This window comes from Rhizobium sp. CAU 1783 (genome assembly GCF_054551725.1).
Map to the genome: position 1 here is coordinate 42,669 of NZ_JBTOLM010000001.1, position 22,424 is coordinate 65,092.

Here is a 22,424-nt window from a genome sequence, read left to right on the forward strand (position 1 = left end):
AAAAATGTCAATGCCGAATCCATGCTGCGCCGCCGAAGGCGGACACCACTTCCTTGTTTTAGCGAAGAAAAATTTAAAGCTGTGGAGCCGTGTCAGCGCCTGAGGAGGTGCCGTGCCGCATCCTCATCGGTGATGAGGCCATTGATGTAGCCGCCGGTGACGGCGGCCCTGATGGCGTCGAGCTTGCGGCGGCCGCGGGCGAGGCCGATGACCACGGAGGTGTCGCGGGAAGGGATGGCGATACTTGCCACACGCTCGTTGACCGGATGGTCGAGCAGCTTGCCATCGGCGCCGAAAACCCAGCCGCAGATCTCGCCGGCCGCGCCCGCGGCCATGAGATTGTCCATTTCTTCCTGGCGCAGGAAGCCGTCGAGCAGGAGCGGTGCCTTCGCTCCCATCTCGCCGATGCCGACGAAGGTGACGTCGGAGCGCCGACCGAGTTCGATTGTCGGGGCGACCAGCGGCTGGCGGTGCAGCAGGTCGCGCTCGTCTCGGGACGAGACGATGACGGGCAGGGGCATCGGGAAATGCGGTGCCTTGACCGCATCGGCCATCGAGAAGATGACGTTGAAGTAGGCGGCCGAGCCGTCGGGGCTGATATTGCCGGTGAGCGACACGATCTTGTGTTGCGGGCATTCCATCGGCGAGAGTTGATCGACCATGGCGCGCAGGGTCCGCCCGGTGCCCATGGCGATGACCAGCGGATCCGGCTGCTTGAGCCAGCGTTCGAGTTCTGCCGCTCCCGCCTCGGCAACGCCGACGGTCGCGGAATCCGATCCCGGATCGCTCGGAACGATGTCGACCTGCTTGAGGCCGTACTTCTCCTTAACCGCCTCGGCAAGCTCGAGGCAGGCGGCGATCGGATGATCGAGCCGCACCTTGACGAGCTTTTCGGCAACCGCCAGCGATACGAGACGCTGGGCGCTCTGGCGCGAGATGCCCATGGCGACGGCAATCTCGTCCTGCGTCCGGCCGGCGACGTAGTAGAGCCAGCCGGCCCTTGCCGCATCGTCCAGCCGCGTTTGTGCTTCGCCTCGTTTCGCCATGAAGATTCCACCCGTCCTTTCCTGTCAGTGCTGCCAACTTTCCTTACGACTGTCAAATCCGCCATGAGAACCGGAGGCTTGCCCGGGGCGCCCCGGATCCCCTTTGGGCCGCCCTTTCGCGTCTCCTATCATCTTTCGGGGCTTGCCCGCTCTGCGGCCGCGCGATAGGCCGGAGATCGAGATTTTCGCATAGGTGTCCGGCGCCAGGGGGAACGTGTCCTCCGGCCGGCGGGGAAGGGAGAGGAACAGTCCATGAGCAGAAAAGTTGTCATCGCGTCCGGCGTCAGGACGGCGATCGGGGATTTCGGCGGGTCGCTGTCGGCGATCGCGCCCTGCGAACTCGCAGCGACGGTTGCCCGCGAAGCGATCGCGCGGGCCGGGATCTCGGCCGCCGAGATCGGCCAGACGGTGTTCGGCAATGTCATCCACACGGCGCCCGAGGACATGTATATCTCGCGTGTCGCGGCCATCCGCGCCGGTGTGCCGGAAACCTCGCCGGCACTGACGCTCAATCGCCTTTGCGGTTCCGGCCTCCAGGCGGTGGTCACGGCGGCGGAACAGATCATGCTCGGCAATGCCGACATCGCCCTTGCAGGCGGCGCCGAAAGCATGAGCCGTGCCGGTCATCTGCTGACCCAGGCCCGCCACGGCCAGAAGATGGGCGACACGTTGGCCGTCGACATGATGATCGGCGCTCTGACCGATCCCTTCGGCAACGGGCATATGGGGATCACCGCGGAAAACATCGCCGAGCGTGCCGGGATCGACCGGGCCGCACAGGATGCCTTCGCGCTCGAATCCCACAAGCGCGCCGCCCGGGCGATCGCCGAGGGTCGGTTTGCCGAGCAAATCCTGCCGCTCACCGTCAAGCAGGGGCGCAAGGAGGTGGTCTTCGACACCGACGAGCATGTCCGCGCCGATGTCACCGCCGAGGATCTCGGCAAGCTGCGCGCTGCCTTCCGCAAGGACGGGACCGTGACGGCCGGCAATGCCAGCGGCCTCAACGATGCGGCCGCTGCGGTCGTCCTGATGGAGGAAGGCGTTGCGGCGCAAAAGGGAACGCAGGTTCTCGCCCGCATCGTCGCCTATGGTCTGGGTGGGGTCGCACCCGAGGTGATGGGGCTGGGGCCGGTGCCGGCCGTCAAGCAGGCGCTGTCGCGTGCCGGTCTCGCCGTCGCCGACCTGGACGTGATCGAATCCAACGAGGCCTTCGCTGTCCAGGCCTGCGCGGTCGCACGTGATCTCGGCTTCCCGGACGAAAAAACCAATCCGAATGGCGGGGCGATCGCGCTCGGCCACCCTGTCGGGGCCTCTGGCACGATCATCCTCATCAAGGTGATCCATGAGCTTCGGCGCATCGGCGGACGCTATGGCCTTGCCACGATGTGCATCGGTGGCGGTCAGGGCATCGCGCTGATCATCGAAAATCCGGATCACGGCTGACTATCAGCCGCCGGACGGCCTGCGGGCCTTTCGACATCCGCTGATTGGGGGATTGCGTCTCGGCGCAATCCCCCGCTACTGATCTGGCGGGAGGGAGAACCGGGATTCGTGTGCGCGTGCCTATCAAATCGGACAGAAGCGGCTATCTCTTCGCCCTTGCCACCTATGTGATCTTCGCCACCCAGGATGCCATTTCGAAGCATCTTGGCGAAATCTATTCGCCGATCATGATCACCATGATCCGCTACTGGGCCTTCGGTGCCTTTGCCATCGTTCTGGCGATGCGCGCACCCGGCGGCCTCAGGCAGACCCTGAAGAGCGCCAGGCCCGGCCTGCAGATCTTTCGCGGGATCCTGCTGGCCACCCAGATCGTCACGGCCATCTTCTGTTTCTGGCTGGTCGGCCTTGCCCATTCTCAAGCTATCTTTTCCGCGACCCCGCTGCTGGTCGCAGCCCTATCCGTGCCCGTGCTCGGCGAACATGTCGGCTGGCGTCGCTGGCTCGCAATCGCAGTGGGCTTTGTCGGGGTTCTCATCATATTGAAGCCGGATGCCGGCATCTTCGATCCCGTCCTCATGATTGCCGTGCTCAATGCCTTCATGCTGGCGGCCTATGCGCTTGCGACACGGCTCGCGGGGCGCAGCGATCCGCCGATGACCAGTTTCCTCTATATCGGTGTGGTCGGCGCCGTCGCGATCACCTTTGTCGGCCCGTTCACCTGGGAGCCGCTGGCGCAGAAGGACTGGGGCTGGATGGCCTTGCTCTGCTGCACGGGCATGATCAGCCACTACTGCCTGATCAAGGCGCTCGATCATCTGGACGCAGTGCTTGTCCAGCCGTTCAGCTACCTGCATCTCGTCTTCGCCTGTGTCATCGGGGTGCTGCTGTTCGGGGAGACCCTGCCCTGGAACATCTGGTTCGGGTCGCTCGTCGTGGTGGCCGCCGGGGTCTTCACGGTGTGGCGGGAGATCCGGGCCAAGCAGAACGCGGCCGGCGAAGAGGCACCAGCCGGTCGATAATCCACATTTTGCATGCCGCCCGGCGGCCGATTTCCCACCGCCGGCGCAAAGGCAAAGATTGACGTGGGTGACCTCGCCACATTCGGTACGCGTTCTGTTCGCAAATGGGACCGTAAACGGCGCTGGTTGAATACATATTCAGAATCGCTGAAATGCGATTTTTTTAGTTACCCAGCACGACTTCATGCCGTTCCGGCGATGCGAAACGTTTAAAGAAACCGCGAAATAACAAAAAGTTGCCCCAGATGCAGCGAAATTGCGGCAGAATGTCTCTTTACAAGCGTGTAACAACGGATAAGACGAAAGGAGTGTGCCGATGGCCACGGCCAGCAGGCAAGGGTCTTTTTCGGGCTTTTTTTCTGCTCTCCGGCCGGCGTTCCGACGGCTCCTTTTTCGTGGGTCCAATCCACGAGCGTAGAACCATGGCGCGATATGGGGTGCGCCGTGCAACTGATAAACCAACGTGCCCGGCCAGGCCGGTGACACGCAATTGGGAGATTGTCATGAAGATCAAGTTCGGTTTTGCCGCAGCACTGCTGGCAGCCACTTTCCTTTCCACCGCCGCAAGCGCCAAGACCTTCGTCTACTGCTCTGAAGGTTCGCCGGAAGGTTTCGACCCGGGCATGTATACCGCAGGCACGACTTTCGACGCGTCGGCGCACCCGGTTTACAGCCGACTGATGGAGTTCAAGCCGGGTACGACCGAAGCGGAAGCCGGTCTCGCAGAAAGCTATCAGGTCAACGCCGAGGGCACCGAATACACGTTCAAGCTGCGTCCGGGCGTCAAGTTCCACACGACCGAGTTCTTCACGCCGAGCCGCGACCTGAACGCCGACGACGTGATTTTCTCGATTGAACGCCAGATCAAGGCCGATCATCCGTGGGCCCAGTATGTGGCTGGCACCTCCTGGGAATACGCCGCCGGCATGGGCTTCCCGGAACTGATCAAGTCGATCGAGAAGGTCGATGACCTTACGGTCAAGTTCGTGCTGAACCGTCCGGAAGCACCGTTCCTCGCGAACCTCGCGATGCCTTTCGCATCGATCGTTTCGAAGGAATATGCCGACAAGCTCGAAGCCGAAGGCAAGAAGGAACAGCTGAACCAGATGCCGGTCGGCACCGGTCCGTTCATCTTCGTCGGCTACCAGCAGGACGCCGTCATCCGTTACAAGAAGAACGCCGACTACTGGGGTGGCGCACCGAAGATCGATGACCTCGTCTTCGCAATCACCACCGACGCCGCCGTTCGCTATCAGAAGCTGAAGGCCGGCGAATGCCACCTGATGCCGTTCCCGAACGCAGCTGACGTCGCCGCCATGAAGACCGACCCGGCGCTCACCGTCATGGAACAGGAAGGCCTGAACGTCGCCTACCTCGCCTACAACACGAGCCAGGCTCCGTTCGACAAGGTCGAAGTCCGCAAGGCACTCAACAAGGCCATCAACAAGAAGGCCATCGTCGACGCCGTATTCCAGGGCATGGCAACGCCTGCCAAGAACCCGATCCCGCCGACGATGTGGTCCTACAACGACAAGGTCGAGGACGACGCTTACGATCTCGATGCCGCCAAGAAGGAACTCGAGGCAGCTGGCGTCAAGGATCTGTCGATGAAGGTCTGGGCGATGCCGGTTTCGCGTCCGTACATGCTGAACGCACGTCGCGCTGCCGAAATCATCCAGGACGACTTCTCCAAGATCGGCGTCAAGGTCGAGATCGTTTCCTACGAATGGGCCGAGTACCTCGACCGTTCAAAGGCCAAGGATCGTGACGGTGCCGTCATGCTCGGCTGGACCGGCGACAACGGCGACCCGGACAACTTCCTCGACACCCTGCTCGGCTGCGAAGCCGTCGGCGGTAACAACCGCGCTCAGTGGTGCAATGAAGAGTTCAACGCGCTGGTGAAGAAGGCCAAGGTCACCTCCGACCAGGCCGAGCGCACCAAGCTCTATGAAGAAGCACAGGTCGTCTTCAAGCGCGAAGCGCCTTGGGCAACGCTTGACCACTCGCTCTCGGTCGTTCCGATGCGCAAGGAAGTCTCCGGCTTCGTCCAGAGCCCGCTCGGCGACTTCACCTTCGAGAACGTGGATATCGCCGAGTAACGGCCGATGTTCAGGATTTTGCCGCGGGACAGCTTGCCTGTCCCGCGGCAATTGCATTAGGAACGGCCGATATGGCGGCTGGTCCGCTCATACCCGGCATGGACGTATGACCGCCGGGGAACAGGAGTTCGCCGCCTGGCGTGCGACTCAAGACCTCCAAGAAGAACAACAGCAGGTCCATCATGTTTGGCTTTCTCTTGCGGCGGCTTGCCGTGCTGATCCCGACCTTTGTCGGGGTTTCGATCATAGCCTTCGCCTTCATCCGGCTTCTTCCCGGCGATCCGGTCGCGCTTCTGTCCGGCGAGCGCGTCATGTCACCCGAACGTCACGCCCAAATCAGCGCGCATCTCGGCCTCGACCGGCCGCTGGTCGTGCAGTATTTCGACTATCTCGGCGGCGTGCTGACCGGAGATTTCGGAACCTCGATCGTGTCCAAGTCGCCGATCCTCGACCAGTTCCTGGCGCTTTTCCCGGCGACGGTCGAACTGTCGCTCTGCGCCATCATCATCGCCATCGTGCTCGGCATTCCGGCCGGCGTGATTGCCGCCATCAAGCGTGGTTCCGTTTTCGACCAGTCGATGATGGGCATCGCGCTGGTCGGCTATTCGATGCCGATCTTCTGGTGGGGCCTGCTGCTGATCATCCTGTTTTCGGGCATCCTGCAATGGACGCCGGTGTCGGGGCGCATCTCGCTGATGTTCTTCTTCCCGCCGGTCACGGGCTTCATGCTGATCGACTCGCTCATGTCCGGCCAGAAGGGTGCCTTCATGTCGGCGCTCAGCCATCTGGCCCTGCCGTCGATCGTGCTCGCCACGATCCCGCTCGCTGTCATCGCGCGCCAGACCCGCTCGGCCATGCTGGAGGTGCTCTCCGAGGACTATATCCGCACCGCCCGGGCCAAGGGCCTGTCGCCGCTGCGCGTCGTCGGCCTGCACGCCCTGCGCAATGCGCTGATCCCGGTCATCACCACGATCGGTCTTCAGATCGGCGTCATGCTCGCAGGCGCGATCCTCACCGAGACCATCTTCTCCTGGCCGGGCATCGGCAAGTGGATGGTCGATTCCGTCTTCCGGCGCGACTATCCGGTGATCCAGGGCGGTCTTCTGCTGATCGCCGGCATCATCATGGTCGTCAATCTCGTCGTTGATCTGCTTTACGGCCTGATCAACCCGCGCATCCGCCACTAGAAGGAGCAAATCCCATGGCCGATACCGCCAACCAAACCGTTTCCACCGCGGCGCTGCGCCGCCAGATGCTGGCCGAATTCTGGTTCTACTTCTCCGAAAATCGTGGTGCGGTGATCGGGCTGTTCGTTTTCATCGCGCTCGTCATCGTTGCGGTCTTCGCCCCGTTCTTCGCCCCGCACTCGCCGTTCGAGCAGTATCGCGATGTCGTCCTGCTGCCGCCGGCCTGGCTGGAAGGCGGCACCTGGAGCTATCCGCTCGGCACTGACCCGGTCGGACGCGACATTCTTTCGCGCCTGATCTACGGTGCGCAGTATTCGCTGTTCATCGGCGTCTTCGTGACGACGCTGTCGCTGACCGGTGGCATCCTGGTCGGTCTCATCGCCGGCTACTACCGTGGCTGGATCGATACCGTCATCATGCGCCTGATGGACATCATCCTGGCGTTTCCGTCTCTGCTTCTCGCACTCGTCCTGGTCGCCATCCTCGGCCCGAGCCTGACCAACGGCATGATCGCCATCGCACTCACGCTCCAGCCGCATTTCGTGCGCCTGACGCGCGCGGCCGTTATGGCGGAGAAGACCCGGGACTACGTCACTGCCGCCCGCCTTGCCGGCGCCGGCCCGCTGCGTCTGATGTTCCGCACCATCCTGCCGAACTGCATGGCGCCGCTGATCGTCCAGGCGACGCTCTCCTTCTCCAACGCGATCCTCGATGCGGCAGCGCTCGGCTTCCTCGGCATGGGCGCACAGCCGCCGGCGCCCGAATGGGGCACGATGCTCGCCGAGGCGCGCGAATTCATCCTGCGTGCATGGTGGGTCGTCACCTTCCCGGGGCTTGCGATCCTTATCACCGTTCTTGCCATCAACCTGATGGGCGACGGCCTGCGCGACGCCCTCGACCCCAAGCTGAAGAGGTCCTGACATGGCGCTTCTCGAAATCGAAAACCTGACCGTCGAATTCGAGACGGCCACCGGCTGGTTCAAGGCCGTCGACGGCGTCTCGCTCTCGGTCGAGGGCGGCGAAGTGCTGGCGATCGTCGGCGAATCCGGCTCGGGCAAGTCCGTCGCCATGCTCGCCGTCATGGGGCTTCTGCCCTGGACGGCGAAGATCACCGCCGACAAGATGCTGTTCCAGGGCCGCGACATTCACGCTATCTCGCCCGCCGAGCGGCGCAAGCTGATCGGCAAGGACATCGCGATGATCTTCCAGGAGCCGGTGGCGAGCCTCAATCCGTGCTTTACCGTCGGCTTCCAGATAGAGGAAGTGCTGCGCATCCACATGGGGCTCGGCAAGGCGGCACGCCGCGCGCGCGCCATCGAGCTGTTCAAGCTGGTCGGTCTTCCCGATCCGGCCGAGCGGCTCGGACATTTCCCGCACCAGATGTCGGGTGGCCAGTGCCAGCGCGTGATGATCGCCATGGCGATCGCCTGCAATCCGAAGCTCCTGATCGCCGACGAGCCGACCACCGCGCTCGACGTGACGATCCAGAAACAGATCCTCGACCTCCTGATGAAGCTGCAGGCCGATACCGGCATGGGTCTCATCATGATCACCCACGACATGGGCGTGGTCGCCGAGACGGCCGATCGCGTTGTCGTCCAGTACAAGGGTCGCAAGATGGAAGAGGCCGACGTGCTGTCGCTCTTCGAAGCGCCGAAGAGCGCCTATACCCGCGCGCTGCTGTCGGCGCTTCCGGAGAACGCCACCGGAGACCGCCTCACCACCGTTTCCGACTTCATGGCGGGCGCGGACGCAGGAGAAAACGCATGACCGAGACCAGTGCTGCGAACACCACGCCGATGCTCGAGATCCGCAACATCACGCGTGACTACCACGTGCCGACGGGCTTCCTGAAGCCGGAAAAGGTCGTGCATGCGGTGAAGGGCGTTTCCTTCAAGCTCGAGGCCGGAAAGACGCTCGCCATCGTCGGCGAAAGCGGCTGCGGCAAGTCGACGCTCGCTCGCATCCTGACCTTCATCGACGAGCCGACCTCCGGCGAGTTGCTGATCGAGGACAAGCCCGTCGATACGCGCCCGGGGCATCTCACGGCTGCAATGCGCCAGAAGGTACAGATCGTCTTCCAGAACCCGTATGGCTCGCTGAACCCGCGCCAGAAGATCGGCGACGTTCTCGGCGAGCCGCTGGCGATCAACACTTCGCTGTCGGCAGTCGAGCGTCGTGAACTTGCCACCGAGATGCTGGTGAAGGTCGGCCTCGGGCCGGAGCATTACAACCGCTACCCACACATGTTCTCGGGCGGCCAGCGCCAGCGTATCGCGATTGCCCGTGCTCTGATGCTGAAGCCGAAACTGCTGGTCCTCGACGAGCCGGTGTCGGCGCTCGACCTTTCGGTCCAGGCCCAGGTGCTTAACCTGCTCGCCGACCTGCAGGAGGAATTCGGGCTCACTTACGTCTTCATCAGTCACGACCTTTCGGTGGTGCGCTATATCGCCGACGAGGTGATGGTGATGTATTATGGCGAGGCCGTGGAATACGGCAGTCGCGAGGCGGTGTTCACGGATCCGCAGCACGACTATACCAAGACGCTGTTTGCCGCGACGCCCCGGGCAGACGTGGAATCGATCCGCGCGCGTATGGCCAAGCGGGTCCGTCCCGTCGCAAGGGCAAGCTGAGGTCTTCACCGAAGGCTTGCTCACCGGACGCTTCGAGGCGGGCAGTGGATATTCCTGCCCGCCTTTGCTATTGGCGGGGCTTGAGACAGCAACCGGGTCGCGAAGAAGTCCATGACGCAGGCACTTGCCAGCAGAGCGAAAGACCAGAAGAACCAGCCCGTGCTGCGCATCGGCTTCATTCTGGCACGCAGCTTCACGCTCAGCGCCTTCTCCCTGTTTGCTGACGCCTTGCGGCTCGGCAGCGACGTGGAAGATCGCTCCGGCCGCGTCAATTGTGACTGGGCGGTGCTCGGCAGCACGCGAAATTTCATCACCTCGAGCTGCGGGATTCAGGTGGCGCCGACGGCGCCGCTCGGAAATCCGAAGCAGTTCAGCTATATCGCCGTCGTCGGCGGACGCCTCAACGTGGCGGAACCGATCGACCGCGAGGCGATCGCCTTCCTGAACGAGGCGGCTGCCGCCGGCGTGCCGATCATCGGGGTCTGCACCGGAAGCTTCATTCTCGCCGAAACCGGCCTGCTCGACGGGCGCACGGCCTGCGTGAGCTGGCTGCACTATGTCGACTTCCGCTCCCGCTTTCCGTCGATCGATGCGACGTCGAAGCGTCTTTTCGTCGAGGATCATGGCCGCATCACCTGCGCCGGGGGATCAAGCGTCGCGGACCTTGCGACCTATCTCATCCGCCGCCATGTCGGCGAGGCAGCCGAGCGCAATGCGCTGGAGATCATGCAGATCACCCGCCGGCGCGATGCCAGCGAGATGCAGACCCGCAATCCGCTCGGTTCGACGCCCGTGCGCGACAAACGCACCAACATGGCGTTGATCATGATGGAACAGCATATCGAGGATGTGGTCAGCATCGATGACGTTGCCGATGCGGTCGGCCTATCGCGCCGCCAGCTCGAACGGCTGTTCCGAACGGAATTCGGGGCGACCCCGGTCGCCATGTATATCCGGCTCCGGCTGGAACATGCCCGTCGGCTGGTGGTCTTTACCGACAAGCCGCTGATCGACATCGCGCTGGAAACCGGCTTCGAGAACGTCTCCCATTTCATCCGCAAGTTTCGCAAGGAGTTCGCCATCACGCCGGTTGCCGCGCGACGGCGCCATGCGGCGGAAACTGCGACCTAGAAAAGCAAAAGGCCGGCGATAACGTCGGCCTTTGTTTCTTAATGCGGATCTTGTTCGGCTGCGTTCAGCGGCGGACCTGACGGAAGCCCTGGGGATCAATGCCCAAGGTGCGCAGATCACGATCACGCGGAGCACGGTGTGCTTCGACTGCGGCAGCAGCGGCCCCTGCCGCGCTGATGACGGCGAAAGCCCTGCCGAGGAAACCATTGCTGATGGAACCTGTAAGGACAGACATTTTCTTTGCCTTCTTCTCTCTTGTTGACAGAACAAAGATGGTCCTCCGGCACGAATTCTACAATGGCGTTTCCTTCATCTCAGCCATGCAAGAAAAGCGGGCCGGATCTCGTCGATCCGGCCCGCCCTTGACTTCCGTCATGTCCTGATTGCTTCAGTCCTCGCTGGCTGCCAGATGCGAGAGCATCTCGCCCTTGCCACGGGCGCGAAGCACCAGCGGGAGGATCAGCGCGATGGCTGCGAGGAGCAGCAGGCCGGCGGCGATCGGAGATGTGACCAGCACCGTCGCGTCGCCCTGGCTGATGGCGAGAGCGCGTCGCAGCTGCTGTTCTGCGAGGGGCCCGAGGATCAGGCCGACGACCACCGGGGCGATCGGATAGCCGAAGACGCGCATGATGTAGCCCATCACGCCGAAGGCGAGGAGCATGCCGAGTTCGTAGACCGAGGGGTTGGCGCCAATGGTGCCGAGGGTCGCGAACAGGAGAATGCCCGCATAGAGCCAGGGCTTGGGGATGGTCAGCAGGCGGACCCAAAGGCCGATCAACGGCAGGTTCAGCACCAGCAGCATGAAATTGGCGATCAGCAGGCTGGCGATCAGGCCCCAGACGAGCTGGGGATTGGTCGCGAACAGCAGCGGGCCCGGCTGCAGGCCGTATTGCTGGAAACCCGCGAGCATGATGGCCGCGGTCGCGGTCGTCGGCAGGCCGAGCGTCAGCAGCGGGACCAGCGTTCCGGCCGCGGATGCGTTGTTGGCCGCTTCCGGGCCTGCGACCCCTTCGATGGCGCCGTTGCCGAACTCTTCCGGATGGTTGGTCAGCCGCTTTTCGGTCGCATAGGACAGGAAGGTGCCGATTTCTGCGCCGCCGGCCGGCATGGCGCCGATCGGAAAGCCGATCGCGGTGCCGCGCAGCCAGGGTTTCCACGAGCGGGCCCAGTCGGCGGCCGTCATCCAGATCGAACCGCGCACCGCTTCGACCTTGTCCGGACCGCGATCGCCCTGTGCGGCTAGGAAGAGGGTTTCGCCGATCGCGAACATGGCCACCGCAAGCGTCGTGACCTCGATGCCGTCCAGGAGATCAGGCACGCCGAAGCTCATGCGGTTCTGGCCGGTCAGCTGGTCGATGCCGACGGTTGCGAGCGTCAGCCCGATGAAAAGAGAGGTCAACCCGCGCAGGGTGCTGTCACCGAAGGCCGAGGACACGGTGACGAACGCAAGCACCATCAGGGCGAAGTATTCGCGCGGTCCGAAGACGAGGGCGAGCTTGACGATGAACGGCGCGATGAAGGCGAGCGCAATGGTGGCGATCAGGCCGGCGACGAAGGAGCCGATGGCAGCCGTGGCAAGGGCGGGTCCGCCGCGTCCGGCGCGGGCCATCTTGTTGCCCTCCAGCGCCGTGACGATCGACGAGCTTTCGCCCGGCGTGTTGAGCAGGATCGATGTGGTCGAGCCGCCATACATGCCGCCATAGTAGATGCCGGCGAACATGATGAGCGAACCGGCGGGATCAAGCTTGAAGGTGACCGGCAGGAGCAGCGCCACCGTCAGGGCCGGGCCGATGCCGGGCAATACGCCGACGGCGGTGCCGAGCGTCACCCCGATCAGGGCGTAGAGCAGGTTCGCCGGCTGGGCTGCGACGAGGAGGCCCTGCAGCAGAAAGTCAAAGGTATCCATGCGAGGCTACTCCTCAGAGAAACAGATGCTCGAGCGGGCCGGCCGGAAGCGACAGCTGCAGCAGGAGCGCAAAGACCAGCCAGACGAACAGGCTGAGCACGATGCCGACCGGCAGCGTGATCCACAGCTGGCGCTTGCCGAAGGCATAGGCGGTCGCGGCGAAGAGCACGCCGGTCGCGATCGAAAAGCCGAGGGTCTTCAGAAACAGCATCTGACCGGCAAGGCCGCCGATGACCCAGAGTACCGGAGCGACTTCCTGATGTTCGCGCTCGGGGAAGTCACGCCGGAAGGCGGCGACGGCGGTCCAGATCGACAGACCGATGAGGCCGAAGGCGATCCACTTCGGAACGGTCGCCGGTCCGACCGGCGAATAGCCGGCGACCTCGCTGAGGCGGGCGACGTCCCAGAAGATCAGCGCGGCCAATCCGGCAAGGACCAGGGCGATGACAAGCGCCGCCCCGTCGGGGCGGCGTGTCTCGGTCGAGGAGCGTCCTGTCTCGCTCATTTCACCAGTCCGATGTCCTTGAGGACGGCTTCGGTGGCGGCGACATCCTTGTCGAGCTGGGCCTTGAAGGCGTCGCCGGCGAGATAGGTGTCCTGCCAGCCCTTGGTCTTGAGGACTTCCTGCCAGCCCGCGGACTTGACCATCTTTTCGACGTCGGCCGAGACGGCGGCGGTCTGTTCGGCGGTCAGGCCGGGAGCTGCGGCGACCATGCGCCAGTTCTCGACGACCACGTCAAGGCCGCTTTCCTTGAGCGTCGGTGCATCGATGTTCGGCAGGCGCTCGGCGCTCGAGACGGCGAGCAGGCGCAGCGTGCCGGACTTCACCTGGGCCTCGAATTCACCGATGCCGGAGATGCCGGCTGTCACCTGGCTGCCGAGGATGGCTGCAAGCGCTTCACCGCCGCCGGAGAACGCGATGTAGTTGATCTTGGTCGGATCGACACCGGCGGCCTTGGCGATCAGGCCAACGGCGATGTGGTCGGTGCCGCCAGCAGAGCCGCCGGCCCAGGAGACCGAGCCCGGGTCCTTCTTGAGCGCGGCGACGAGGTCGGCCATCGACTGGATCGGCGAAGCGGCCGGAACGACGATCGCCTCGTTTTCGCCGGTGAGCCGGGCGATCGGGGTGACATCCTTCAACGATACCGGCGACTTGTTGGTGAGGATCGCGCCGACCATGACGTAGCCGCCGACGATCAGGGCGTTGGGGTTGCCCTTGGCCTGGTTGGCGAACTGGGCAAGGCCGATGGTGCCGCCGGCGCCGGGAACGTTCTGGACCTGTGCGGCCGGCGAAATGCCTTCCTGCTGCAGGACGGTCTGCATCGAACGGGCCGTCTGGTCCCAGCCGCCGCCCGGATTGGCGGGAGCCATGATGGTGTAGTCGGCGGCAAGGGACGGCAGCGCGATTGCGCCGGCCATGATGGTTGCCAGGATGAACTGTTTCAAGATGAACTCCTCCGTCAGGCGCCGCTCTCAGGCAGCGCATTTCTTGTTGAGCGGACGGGAGTGAGCATGCCGGCAGACGTCAGGTCATGTCCTGGCGGACTGATGCCGGATCCTTGGCGGTCTCCTCCCGACCATGCCGGTCAAACGCCTCCACGCGTGACCGCAATCCGATAAGAACATAGCAAGCTGACATTTGCCTGACATCGAGCGGCGGGTTTCCGGGGCTCGAGGCCGGGGGAGGAAAGCATACGCCGAACTACTGCATCCGCAACACTTCGTTCCAGCGACTGATCAGCCGGGCGCGCTTCACCTGGTCGAGATAGACCATGAGGCCCGGACTGACGGGAACGGGGCGCAGCTGCTTGCCAAGCAGTTCCTGCATCGTGTTCGCCGTGTTGTCGCCGGCGACGTCGGGGCTGACGGCGGCGATCTGCAGCTGCCTGGCCATGATGGTCTGTCCCTCGCGCGACATGAAGAACTCGAGATAGGCGCGGCCGAGATCCGGCGAGGCGGCGGCCTGCGGCACAAGGCCGATGCGCGACATGACGACGGTGTAGTCCTTCGGCAAGAGGATGCCGACATCCGGATTGCGCGAGGCCCAGTCGGCGGCATAGGAGCCGACGATGTTGTAGCCGAGGACGAAGCGCCCGTCAGCGATGCGTTCGAGAATCGCCGAGCTCGTGGAATAGAGCTTCACGCCCGCCGCTCCCATGGTCTGGATCACCGACCAGATGTCGCTGAACTGTTCCTGGTCGCGGGCCATGAAGAGGAAGCCGACGCCGGAGCGTTCGATGTCATAGGTGCCGATGCGGCCATAGACCTCGTTGCCCTTGCGCTTCAGGTAGTCGACGAATTCCGCCCGCGTCGCCGGCGGCTTCTCGTGGGCGAAGCTCGGCTTGTGGTAGACGAAGACGGCCGGCTCGAAAGTCAGCGCGTAGGCCGTGTTGCGCCAGTTGGCCCAGGCGGGCCAGCGGGCACTCATCGGCAGGTCGCTGCGCTGCGCATAGCCGTCGTTCGAGAGCTTCACCTGCAGGTCCATCGCCGAGGAAAAGGCGAAGTCCGCGGTTTTCTCCCCGCCGTCGGTCTCCTTGACGATGCGGTCGTAGATCTCGCCGGTCAGCATGTCCTCGTAGCGCACCGCGATATCCGGGTGTGCCGTCTGGAAGGCGGCGATCATCGGCTCGGCGACCGGTTCGTCGAGCGAGGAATAGACCACCAGCGTGCGCGCATCGGCGCTTCCCGAAAGTGCGGGAAAAGTGGTCGCACCGGCCAGCGCTGGCAGCGGGTGACAGAGAGCGATAAGCAAGGGGAGAAGTTTCCGCATAAAAACATAATGCCGTGGGCGGCAAGCGTTCACAAGCTGCGGCGTGCTCGCTAGAGTGGCGTGCAAAGGGGAGAGACTTGCGGATACTTCTGGTCGAGGACAACGAGACGCTGGCGGACGGACTGGCCTCCATCCTGCGCGGCAGCGGCTATGCCGTCGACGTCGTCGGCGACGGCGCTTCGGCGGATGCCGTCACCAAGACCGAGAGCTTCGATCTCGTCATCCTCGATCTCAACCTGCCGGAAATGGGCGGGCTCGATGTGCTCAGATCCATGCGCGCGCGCCAGAACAAGGCGGCCGTGCTGATCCTCACCGCGCGCGGCACGACGGAGGAGCGCGTCAAGGGGCTCGACCTCGGGGCCGACGACTACCTGACCAAGCCTTTCGACGTCAGCGAGCTCGAGGCGCGCGTGCGCGTCCTTCTCAGACGCCATGCCGGGCTCAGGTCCTCCTCGGTGCAATACGGCAACGTGTCGCTCGACCTCAATTCGCGCAGCTTCTCGTCGGAGGGCGTGCTGATCGACCTGCCGGCCCGCGAACTCGGGATCCTCGAGGTTCTCTTCATGCGGGCGGGCAAGGTGGTGCCGAAGGAGGCCATCATTCAGTCGCTCGCCGGCTTCGACGACGATCTCAGCGCCAATGCCATCGAGCAGTATGTCAGCCGGCTGCGCAAGCGCCTCGGGCCTTACGGCCTAACCGTTCGGACCGCCCGAGGCATCGGCTACTATCTCGACAAGGCGGCGGAGCCGGCATGACGGCGGCCGTCTATTCGCTGCGGCGGCGCCTTCTGGGTTGGCTGTTGCTGGCCACCGCCGTGCTGGGCATCGTCGCGCTGATCGACACCTATCGCGAGGCGGTTCGCACCTCTGATGCCGTCTCCGACCGTGTGCTCGCGGGCTCGGCCATGGCCATCGCGGAGCGGGTGATCGTCTCGGAGGACGGGACGCTCGAAGTCGACATTCCGTATGTGGCGCTCGAAATGCTGACATCGGCGGCCCAGGACCGGGTCTTCTATCGCGTCGACGGCCCGCCGGGGCAGTTCATCACCGGTTATCAGAACCTGCCGACCTTCGCCGATCTCGGCGGTCAGTCGTCCTTCTACACCGACGCGATCTTCCGCGGCGAGCCGATTCGCGTGGCCGTGCTGCAGCGCTCCGCCTCGACCGGGATCGATTCCGTTCCGTTCTCGGTGACGGTTGCCGAAACCACGATCGCCCGGCGCCAGCTGGCGCGTGCGATCCTCCTGCGTTCGGCGGCGCGCCTGGCCCTGATGATCGGTGGCGCCGGGGCGATCGTCTGGGTCGCCGTCACCTATTCGCTGCGCCCGCTCTACCGGCTTGGCGAGGCGATCGCCGAGCGCAATCCCGACGACCTGCATCCGATCGAGCAATCGGTGCCGACCGAGGTCCAGGGACTGGTGGATACGGTGAACTCGTTCATGAGCCGTCTCGGTTCGGCGCTCGATGCGCTGAGGAACTTCACCGGCAATGCGAGCCATCAACTGAGAACGCCGCTCGCCATCATCCGTACGCAGCTGGCGCTGTCTTCACGCGCGACGACGCTGGAGGAGGCCAGGGAGGCCGCCCAGAAAGGCGACCGCGCGGTCGCCCATGCCGAGCATGTGCTAGGGCAGCTGCTGCTGATGGCGAAGATCGAGGCGGCGGGATCCGACCGCCGCGGACCGCCGGGCGAGATCGACCTCGTGCAGCTCGCGCAGGACATCACGGCGGACAATGTGCCGAAGGCGACGCAGGCCGGCATCGACCTCGGCTTTGAGGGAACGGGAACCGCAGCCATTCTGGCCGAGCCGCTGCTGATGGGCGAGTTGCTCGGCAACCTGATCTCCAACGCTGTCGCCTATGCCGGCCCGGGCGCGGAGGTGACCGTCAGGGTGCTCGATGCGGATGGCAGTGTACGGCTCGAGGTCGAGGACGACGGGCCGGGTATCGCGCCGGAGAAGATGGCCGCGGTCCGCCAACGCTTTTCACGCGGCGACACCGGCGAGGGTGCGGGTCTCGGTCTGCCGATCGTCGAGGAGATCGCCCATCTGTTCGGCGGCAGGCTCGACCTTGCGGCAGGCGCCGCCGGAAGAGGTCTCAAGGCGATGGTGACCTTCCCGCCCGCCGGGGTCGTCGGCTGATCCTTGTCCGCGCCTATCTGAGAAAGGCGCGGAAGCGTCCGAGAGAGAAGAGGAAGAGCGCCGTGCCGATGGCCGCGAGCCACAGGAAATCCGGCCAGACGACATCCATCCCAGCGCCGCGGAAGAGGATTGCCTGCGCCATTGCGATGAAATGCGTGTTCGGCGCGAAGTTCATGATCAGCTGAATGATCTCCGGCATGCTTTCGCGCGGGGTGAGCCCACCCGACAGGACCTGGAGCGGCAGGAGGATCAGCATCAGCAACAGGCCGAACTGCGGCATCGAACCGGCAATCGTCGCCAGGAAGATGCCGAGCGAGGTCGTGGCGAAGAGCTGAAGCGCGGTGCCGGCGATGAAGAGCGGCACAGAACCCTGCAGCGGCACCTCGAGGATCCAGTGGGCGACCACCAAAAGCGAAAAGCCCGAGGCGATCAGCACCACCAGGCTCATGGCAAGCACCTTGCTGACCATGATCTCGAAGGCGGTCACCGGCATCACCAGCAGGTGCTCGATCGTGCCGTGCTCGCGCTCGCGGATGAGTGCGGCGCCGGTCAGGATGATCGACAGCATCGTGATGTTCATGATGATGTTGTTGATCGCCCCGAACCAGGTGTTGTCGAGCTGCGGGTTGAAGCGGGCCCGCATCGTCAGGTCGACCGGCAGGCTCGTCGTGCTGCGATAGCGATTGACGAACTCGTTCACCTCGCTGGTGAGGATGCTCTGGATGTAGCCTGCGCCGCTGAAGGCCTGGGTCATGCGGGTCGCGTCGACATTGAGCTGCACGGTCGGCACGCGCCCGGCGAGAACGTCCTGTTGGAAACTGGCGGGAATGTCGATCGCGAAGGTGGAGAGGCCGGCGTCCATGCGCTTGTCCATCTCGCCCGGCGTGATGATCTCCGGCTTGGTGAAATAGGGCGGATAGAACGCATCCTCGATGCGCATCGACAGCTGCGAGCGGTCCTCGTCGACGATCGCGATCGCCGCCATGTTGAGTGTCTCGGGCAGGGCCCGGGCCTCGGTGTAGATCGACAGCGAGAAGGAGTAGAGGATGAAGACGAACAGCATGCGGTCCTGCAGCAGGCCGCGCAGTTCCTTCACGATGAGATGACCGATGTGGCGAAAGTGCATGATCCTACCTCGCCTGCTTCTTCAGGAGAACGGCAGTCAACCCGACCAGGATCGGAATGGCGACCAGCAGATTGATGAACTGCTGGCGGAGATCCGCGAAGCCGAGCGCCTTCGAGAAGGTGCCGCGGGCGACCGTCACGAAGTGGCTGGTCGGGTAGTACTGGCCGATGATGGCGCCGGCGCCCTTCAATGACGAGACCGGGTCGATGATGCCGGCATACTGGACGGCCGGGATGAGAGTCAGCAGCGCGGTGCCGAAGAGTGCCGCGATCTGGCTCGACACGAAGGTCGAGACCAGCATGCCAAGCGCCGTGGTGGAAATCACGTAGAGCAGAGCGGCCAGTGCGAAGGCCGGGAAGCTGCCGGTGAAGGGCACCCTGAAGACGACGATCGCGAAAGCCGTCAGTAGCAGGAAGTTCATCATCGCGAGAAGGACATAAGGCAGTTGCTTGCCGATGATGAATTCGAGGCGGGTGGTCGGGGTCACGTAGAAGTTGATGATCGAGCCGAGTTCCTTTTCGCGCACGACGCTCAGCGCACCGAGAATGGCGGGGATGAGCAGCAGCAGAAGGGGAATGACCGCCGGCACCATGGCAACCAGGCTCTTGACGTCCGGATTGTAGCGATAGCGCGTCTCCAAGGTGAAATTGCCCTTGGTCGCCTGTTCGCCATAGGCCTCGCGGATCTTCTCGGTGATCCAATGGGCATGCATGCCCTGGACGTAACCGCTCACCGTCTCGGCTCGCGTCGGCATGGCACCGTCGATCCACGCGCCGACCGCGACCGTATCGCCACGCAGCGCGTCTCGGCCGAAGTTCGGCGGGATCTCGATCGCCAGGCTCAGTTCGCCGCTGCGCATGCGGCGGTCGAGATCGGCATAGTCCTTGATCGGGGGCCTTTCGGTGAAATAGCGGGATCCGGCGAGCTGCGCGACATAGTCGTCACTGATCGTCGTCTGGTCATAATCGAGGACGGCGAAGGTCAGTTTCTCGACGTCGAGGTTGATGCCATAGCCGATCACGAACATCAGGATGACACTGCCGAGAGTAGCGAGCGTCCCGCGGATCGGGTCGCGCTGCAGTTCGAGCGCTTCGCGGCGGGAGTAACTCAGCATCCGCCGGAGGTCGAAGAACCGGCCGAAGAACGAGCGGCGGGGGCCGGGGGCAGGGGCATGCACGAGCTCCGCCGGCGCCGCCACCGGATTCTCCGCGGACGCGGTGACACTTTCACCGGCGGACTTGTCGTCGATCGCGTCCTGGAGATAGGCGATGAAGGCCTCTTCGAGCGACTTCGCATCACGCTTTCCGACGATGTTGGCGGGCGTGTCGCTGACCAGAACGGTGCCGGCATGCATCAGCGAGATGCGATCACAACGCTCGGCCTCGTTCATGAAGTGGGTCGAGACGAAGATCGTCACGCCGTCCTTGCGGGAGAGTTCGCCGAGGGTCTGCCAGAAGTCGTCGCGAGCGATCGGGTCGACGCCGGAGGTCGGTTCGTCGAGGATCAGGATCTCCGGCGCGTGGACCATGGCGACGGCGAGCGAAAGGCGCTGGCGGATGCCGAGCGGAAGAGCCTCGGGCAGGGCGTCCATCACGTCCAGGAGGTCGAAGCGTTCGGCCATTTCCCGGATGCGGGCCTCGATCCTGTCGCCGGGCAGGTCAAAGAGCCTGGCGTGGAGGTCGAGGTTCTGGCGGACGGTGAGTTCGCCGTAAAGCGAGAAGGCCTGGCTCATGTAGCCGATGCGCCGCCGCACGGCGAGGTCGGAACCGTCGACCTCGCGCCCGAACAGCTTGGCCGTGCCTTCGCTTGCCGTCAGCAGGCCGGTCAGCATCTTCATCGTCGTGGTCTTGCCGCAGCCGTTCGAACCGAGAAATCCGAAGATCTCGCCGCGCTCGATGCGGAAGCTCACGTCATTGACGGCGGTGAAGTCGCCGAAGCGCATCGACAGGTGATCGGCCTCGATGGCAATCTCGCCGTCGAGCGCCGGATCGCGCGGGGGAATGGAAAGCTCGCCATGGCCGCTGCGCTTTTCTTCCGGCAGGAGCGCAATGAAGGCCTTGTCGAGGTTCGGCGCGCCTGTGCGATCCAGAAGGTCCTGAGGTGTTCCTGTGGCCAGTACCCTGCCATCGTCCATCGCGACCAGCCAGTCGAAACGGGCGGCCTCTTCCATGTAGGCGGTCGCCACCACCACGGTCATGCCGGGACGCCCCTTGCGGATGCGGTCGATCAACTCCCAGAACTGACGGCGCGACAGCGGATCGACACCGGTCGTCGGCTCGTCGAGGATGAGCAGGTCGGGATCGTGGATCAGGGCGCAGCAGAGGCCGAGCTTCTGTTTCATGCCGCCGGAGAGCTTTCCTGCCGGCCGGTCGGCGAAGGGCGCAAGGCCGGTGCTGTCGAGCAGGACTGTGATGCGGCGCTTGCGTTCACGGGCGTTGTGCCCGAACAGCCGGCCGAAGAAGTCGACATTCTCGAACACCGAGAGCGTCGGATAGAGGTTCTTGCCGAGGCCCTGGGGCATGTAGGCGATGCGCGGGCAGGTGCGCGCACGGTGTCCGCTGTCGGACATGTCGCCGCCGAGCACACGGACCGTGCCCTTCTGGACGGCACGGGCACCCGCGACTAGCGACAGCAGGCTCGATTTGCCCACGCCGTCCGGCCCCATCAGGCCGATCAGGCGCCCGCCCGGCAGGTCCAGCGTGATGTCGCTCAGGGCGCGCGTGCCGCCGTAGGACAGCGAGACTCCGTCGAGCGCCACCACCGACTCGTCCGCTGGAGAGGCCGGCTGGGTCGACGATTGCGTGGCGGTCGTCATTCGACGAGCGTACCGGTGAGAGCCGCCGGCCACTCCGCCTTGGGATCGATGCGGACATAGGCGACGCCCGGAAGCCCGGTCTTCACGAGCTGGATGTATTTCTGCAGAAGCTCGGGGCTGATCTTCGCCTTTACGCGGAACATCAGCTTTTCGCGCTCGATGGCGGTCTCGACCGATTTCGGCGTGAACTGGGCGACATTGGCGACATAGGAGACGGTCGCCGGGATCAGGCGCGTCGGCAGGGCGTCGAGTTTCAGGCGCACCTCGGCGCCGATGGCAAGCCGGCCGGCCTCGTCGGTCGGCAAGAAAAAGTTCATGTAGACGTCGCCGAGATCGACCAGGTTGACCACCTTGCCTCCGCCGGCAAGCACTTCGCCGGGCTGTGCCACACGGAACTGGACCCTGCCGTCGCGCGGGGCAGTCAGCGTGCTGTCGTCGAGCTGGGTCTGGATGCTTTCGATCGCGGCCTTGGCCACGTCGCCGGCGGCTTCTGCGTCGATGACCTGCGCATTGGCGGCGCTGATGCCAGCATCAGCGGACGCCGACTGGGCTTCGGCCGCTGCAACGGCGGCGCGCGCACCTTCGGCCGCCGACCGGGCGTCTTCGAGCTGTTGCTGCGATATGGTGCTGCTGCCGGCCAGCTGCTCGGCGCGGACGCGTTGGCGTTCCGCGCTGTCGGCCTGGATCTTGCGCTGGGCGAGGGCCGCTTCGGCGGCTCGCTTTTCCGCATTGCGCTGCGCGACCAGTGCCTTCGCGGTCTCCATGCCGATGTCGGCGCGCCGGGCTTCGGCCTGGGCCTGCCTGAGCTGGGTTTCCAACTGGCGCACATCCATCTGGGCGATCTTGTCGCCGCGCTTCACGAAATCGCCTTCGTCGACGAAGATCTCGCTGACCCGGCCGGCCAGCTTGGTCGCGACATCGACCTCTACAGCCTCGATGCGGCCGTTGCCGCTGGCGATCCCGTCAGCGAGTTCGGATGCCTTGAGCGACTGCCAGACATAATAACCGCCGCCCGCCGCGAGCGCCAAGGCGAGCGCGATCAGGATCCCGTTTCGACGTGCTGAAGCCACAGCCTGATACTCCTGTCATCGGGACGGCAACCGGGTGTG

19 protein-coding genes are annotated in these 22,424 nt (G+C 64.3%); 10 read left to right on the forward strand and 9 right to left on the reverse strand.

What is annotated here, in order from left to right; all coding sequences use genetic code 11:
* Window positions 1–92: 92 nt before the first annotated feature.
* Window positions 93–1,046 carry a sugar-binding transcriptional regulator gene (locus ACX93L_RS00145; protein WP_459402968.1) on the reverse strand — a complete coding sequence of 318 codons (954 nt, stop codon included), beginning with the start codon at window positions 1,044–1,046 and terminating at the stop codon, window positions 93–95.
* 252 nt (window positions 1,047–1,298) lie between these two features.
* On the opposite strand from ACX93L_RS00145, the gene bktB reads away from it, so the two are divergent.
* From bktB to ACX93L_RS00185, 8 genes are all read left to right on the forward strand, one after another.
* Entirely contained in the window at window positions 1,299–2,489 is a 1,191-nt protein-coding gene (gene bktB / locus ACX93L_RS00150; protein WP_459402969.1) for a beta-ketothiolase BktB, read from the forward strand.
* 116 nt (window positions 2,490–2,605) lie between these two features.
* Complete coding sequence (locus tag ACX93L_RS00155) at window positions 2,606–3,508, forward strand: DMT family transporter (RefSeq protein WP_459402970.1); 903 nt, start codon at window positions 2,606–2,608, stop codon at window positions 3,506–3,508.
* A 503-nt stretch (window positions 3,509–4,011) separates the two neighbouring features.
* Entirely contained in the window at window positions 4,012–5,607 is a 1,596-nt protein-coding gene (locus ACX93L_RS00160; protein WP_459402971.1) for an ABC transporter substrate-binding protein, read from the forward strand.
* 182 nt (window positions 5,608–5,789) lie between these two features.
* The gene (locus ACX93L_RS00165) at window positions 5,790–6,794 is read left to right on the forward strand and encodes an ABC transporter permease subunit (RefSeq protein WP_459402972.1); all 1,005 of its coding nucleotides are present in this window, start codon (window positions 5,790–5,792) and stop codon (window positions 6,792–6,794) included.
* A gap of 14 nt (window positions 6,795–6,808) precedes the next feature.
* On the forward strand, window positions 6,809–7,714 hold the full coding sequence (locus tag ACX93L_RS00170) for an ABC transporter permease subunit (RefSeq protein ID WP_459402973.1): 906 nt from the start codon (window positions 6,809–6,811) through the stop codon (window positions 7,712–7,714).
* 1 nt (window position 7,715) lies between these two features.
* Window positions 7,716–8,564, forward strand: coding sequence for an ABC transporter ATP-binding protein (locus tag ACX93L_RS00175; RefSeq protein ID WP_459402974.1), 849 nt, complete (start codon window positions 7,716–7,718; stop codon window positions 8,562–8,564).
* Entirely contained in the window at window positions 8,561–9,427 is an 867-nt protein-coding gene (locus tag ACX93L_RS00180) for a dipeptide ABC transporter ATP-binding protein (RefSeq protein WP_459402975.1), read from the forward strand. The genes ACX93L_RS00175 and ACX93L_RS00180 overlap by 4 nt, the downstream gene beginning before the upstream one ends.
* A gap of 111 nt (window positions 9,428–9,538) precedes the next feature.
* Window positions 9,539–10,558 carry a GlxA family transcriptional regulator gene (locus ACX93L_RS00185; RefSeq protein ID WP_459402976.1) on the forward strand — a complete coding sequence of 340 codons (1,020 nt, stop codon included), beginning with the start codon at window positions 9,539–9,541 and terminating at the stop codon, window positions 10,556–10,558.
* A 64-nt stretch (window positions 10,559–10,622) separates the two neighbouring features.
* On the opposite strand, the gene ACX93L_RS00190 is transcribed toward ACX93L_RS00185, so the two are convergent.
* The 5 genes from ACX93L_RS00190 to ACX93L_RS00210 all read right to left on the reverse strand — a co-directional run bounded on the left by ACX93L_RS00190 (window position 10,623) and on the right by ACX93L_RS00210 (window position 15,234).
* On the reverse strand, window positions 10,623–10,793 hold the full coding sequence (locus ACX93L_RS00190; RefSeq protein WP_169594971.1) for a hypothetical protein: 171 nt from the start codon (window positions 10,791–10,793) through the stop codon (window positions 10,623–10,625).
* A gap of 153 nt (window positions 10,794–10,946) precedes the next feature.
* A complete protein-coding gene (locus ACX93L_RS00195) occupies window positions 10,947–12,464 on the reverse strand; it encodes a tripartite tricarboxylate transporter permease (RefSeq protein ID WP_459402977.1) in 1,518 nt (505 codons plus the stop codon).
* 13 nt (window positions 12,465–12,477) lie between these two features.
* Complete coding sequence (locus ACX93L_RS00200) at window positions 12,478–12,969, reverse strand: tripartite tricarboxylate transporter TctB family protein (RefSeq protein WP_459402978.1); 492 nt, start codon at window positions 12,967–12,969, stop codon at window positions 12,478–12,480.
* A complete protein-coding gene (locus ACX93L_RS00205) occupies window positions 12,966–13,910 on the reverse strand; it encodes a Bug family tripartite tricarboxylate transporter substrate binding protein (RefSeq protein ID WP_459402979.1) in 945 nt (314 codons plus the stop codon). The genes ACX93L_RS00200 and ACX93L_RS00205 overlap by 4 nt, the downstream gene beginning before the upstream one ends.
* Before the next feature lie 256 nt (window positions 13,911–14,166).
* Complete coding sequence (locus ACX93L_RS00210; protein ID WP_459402980.1) at window positions 14,167–15,234, reverse strand: ABC transporter substrate-binding protein; 1,068 nt, start codon at window positions 15,232–15,234, stop codon at window positions 14,167–14,169.
* A 77-nt stretch (window positions 15,235–15,311) separates the two neighbouring features.
* On the opposite strand from ACX93L_RS00210, the gene ACX93L_RS00215 reads away from it, so the two are divergent.
* Both ACX93L_RS00215 and ACX93L_RS00220 read left to right on the forward strand, forming a co-directional pair.
* Window positions 15,312–15,989: a response regulator gene (locus ACX93L_RS00215; RefSeq protein WP_169594984.1), complete on the forward strand. Its 678-nt coding sequence runs from the start codon at window positions 15,312–15,314 to the stop codon at window positions 15,987–15,989.
* Window positions 15,986–17,374, forward strand: a complete 1,389-nt coding sequence (locus tag ACX93L_RS00220) for a sensor histidine kinase (RefSeq protein ID WP_459402981.1) — start codon at window positions 15,986–15,988, stop codon at window positions 17,372–17,374. The genes ACX93L_RS00215 and ACX93L_RS00220 overlap by 4 nt, the downstream gene beginning before the upstream one ends.
* Before the next feature lie 13 nt (window positions 17,375–17,387).
* Here ACX93L_RS00220 and ACX93L_RS00225 read toward each other — a convergent pair whose 3' ends face one another.
* The 3 genes from ACX93L_RS00225 to ACX93L_RS00235 are packed head-to-tail and all read right to left on the reverse strand — an operon-like array spanning window position 17,388 to window position 22,385.
* Window positions 17,388–18,500: an ABC transporter permease gene (locus tag ACX93L_RS00225; protein ID WP_459402982.1), complete on the reverse strand. Its 1,113-nt coding sequence runs from the start codon at window positions 18,498–18,500 to the stop codon at window positions 17,388–17,390.
* A gap of 4 nt (window positions 18,501–18,504) precedes the next feature.
* Window positions 18,505–21,315, reverse strand: coding sequence for a ribosome-associated ATPase/putative transporter RbbA (gene rbbA / locus ACX93L_RS00230; protein WP_459402983.1), 2,811 nt, complete (start codon window positions 21,313–21,315; stop codon window positions 18,505–18,507).
* Window positions 21,312–22,385: an HlyD family secretion protein gene (locus ACX93L_RS00235; RefSeq protein ID WP_459402984.1), complete on the reverse strand. Its 1,074-nt coding sequence runs from the start codon at window positions 22,383–22,385 to the stop codon at window positions 21,312–21,314. The genes rbbA and ACX93L_RS00235 overlap by 4 nt, the downstream gene beginning before the upstream one ends.
* Window positions 22,386–22,424: the final 39 nt, after the last annotated feature.

Excerpts from the sequence above, each read along its gene's own strand:
- ACX93L_RS00190 (WP_169594971.1), bottom strand. The coding sequence starts at position 10,793 with ATGTCTGTCCTTACAGGTTCCATCAGCAATGGTTTCCTCGGCAGGGCT.
- ACX93L_RS00210 (WP_459402980.1), bottom strand. The coding sequence starts at position 15,234 with ATGCGGAAACTTCTCCCCTTGCTTATCGCTCTCTGTCACCCGCTGCCA.
- rbbA (WP_459402983.1), bottom strand. The coding sequence starts at position 21,315 with ATGACGACCGCCACGCAATCGTCGACCCAGCCGGCCTCTCCAGCGGAC.
- ACX93L_RS00170 (WP_459402973.1), top strand. The coding sequence starts at position 6,809 with ATGGCCGATACCGCCAACCAAACCGTTTCCACCGCGGCGCTGCGCCGC.
- ACX93L_RS00185 (WP_459402976.1), top strand. The coding sequence starts at position 9,539 with ATGACGCAGGCACTTGCCAGCAGAGCGAAAGACCAGAAGAACCAGCCC.
- ACX93L_RS00225 (WP_459402982.1), bottom strand. The coding sequence starts at position 18,500 with ATGCACTTTCGCCACATCGGTCATCTCATCGTGAAGGAACTGCGCGGC.
- ACX93L_RS00175 (WP_459402974.1), top strand. The coding sequence starts at position 7,716 with ATGGCGCTTCTCGAAATCGAAAACCTGACCGTCGAATTCGAGACGGCC.
- bktB (WP_459402969.1), top strand. The coding sequence starts at position 1,299 with ATGAGCAGAAAAGTTGTCATCGCGTCCGGCGTCAGGACGGCGATCGGG.
- ACX93L_RS00160 (WP_459402971.1), top strand. The coding sequence starts at position 4,012 with ATGAAGATCAAGTTCGGTTTTGCCGCAGCACTGCTGGCAGCCACTTTC.
- ACX93L_RS00200 (WP_459402978.1), bottom strand. The coding sequence starts at position 12,969 with ATGAGCGAGACAGGACGCTCCTCGACCGAGACACGCCGCCCCGACGGG.
- ACX93L_RS00195 (WP_459402977.1), bottom strand. The coding sequence starts at position 12,464 with ATGGATACCTTTGACTTTCTGCTGCAGGGCCTCCTCGTCGCAGCCCAG.
- ACX93L_RS00220 (WP_459402981.1), top strand. The coding sequence starts at position 15,986 with ATGACGGCGGCCGTCTATTCGCTGCGGCGGCGCCTTCTGGGTTGGCTG.
- ACX93L_RS00145 (WP_459402968.1), bottom strand. The coding sequence starts at position 1,046 with ATGGCGAAACGAGGCGAAGCACAAACGCGGCTGGACGATGCGGCAAGG.
- ACX93L_RS00165 (WP_459402972.1), top strand. The coding sequence starts at position 5,790 with ATGTTTGGCTTTCTCTTGCGGCGGCTTGCCGTGCTGATCCCGACCTTT.
- ACX93L_RS00180 (WP_459402975.1), top strand. The coding sequence starts at position 8,561 with ATGACCGAGACCAGTGCTGCGAACACCACGCCGATGCTCGAGATCCGC.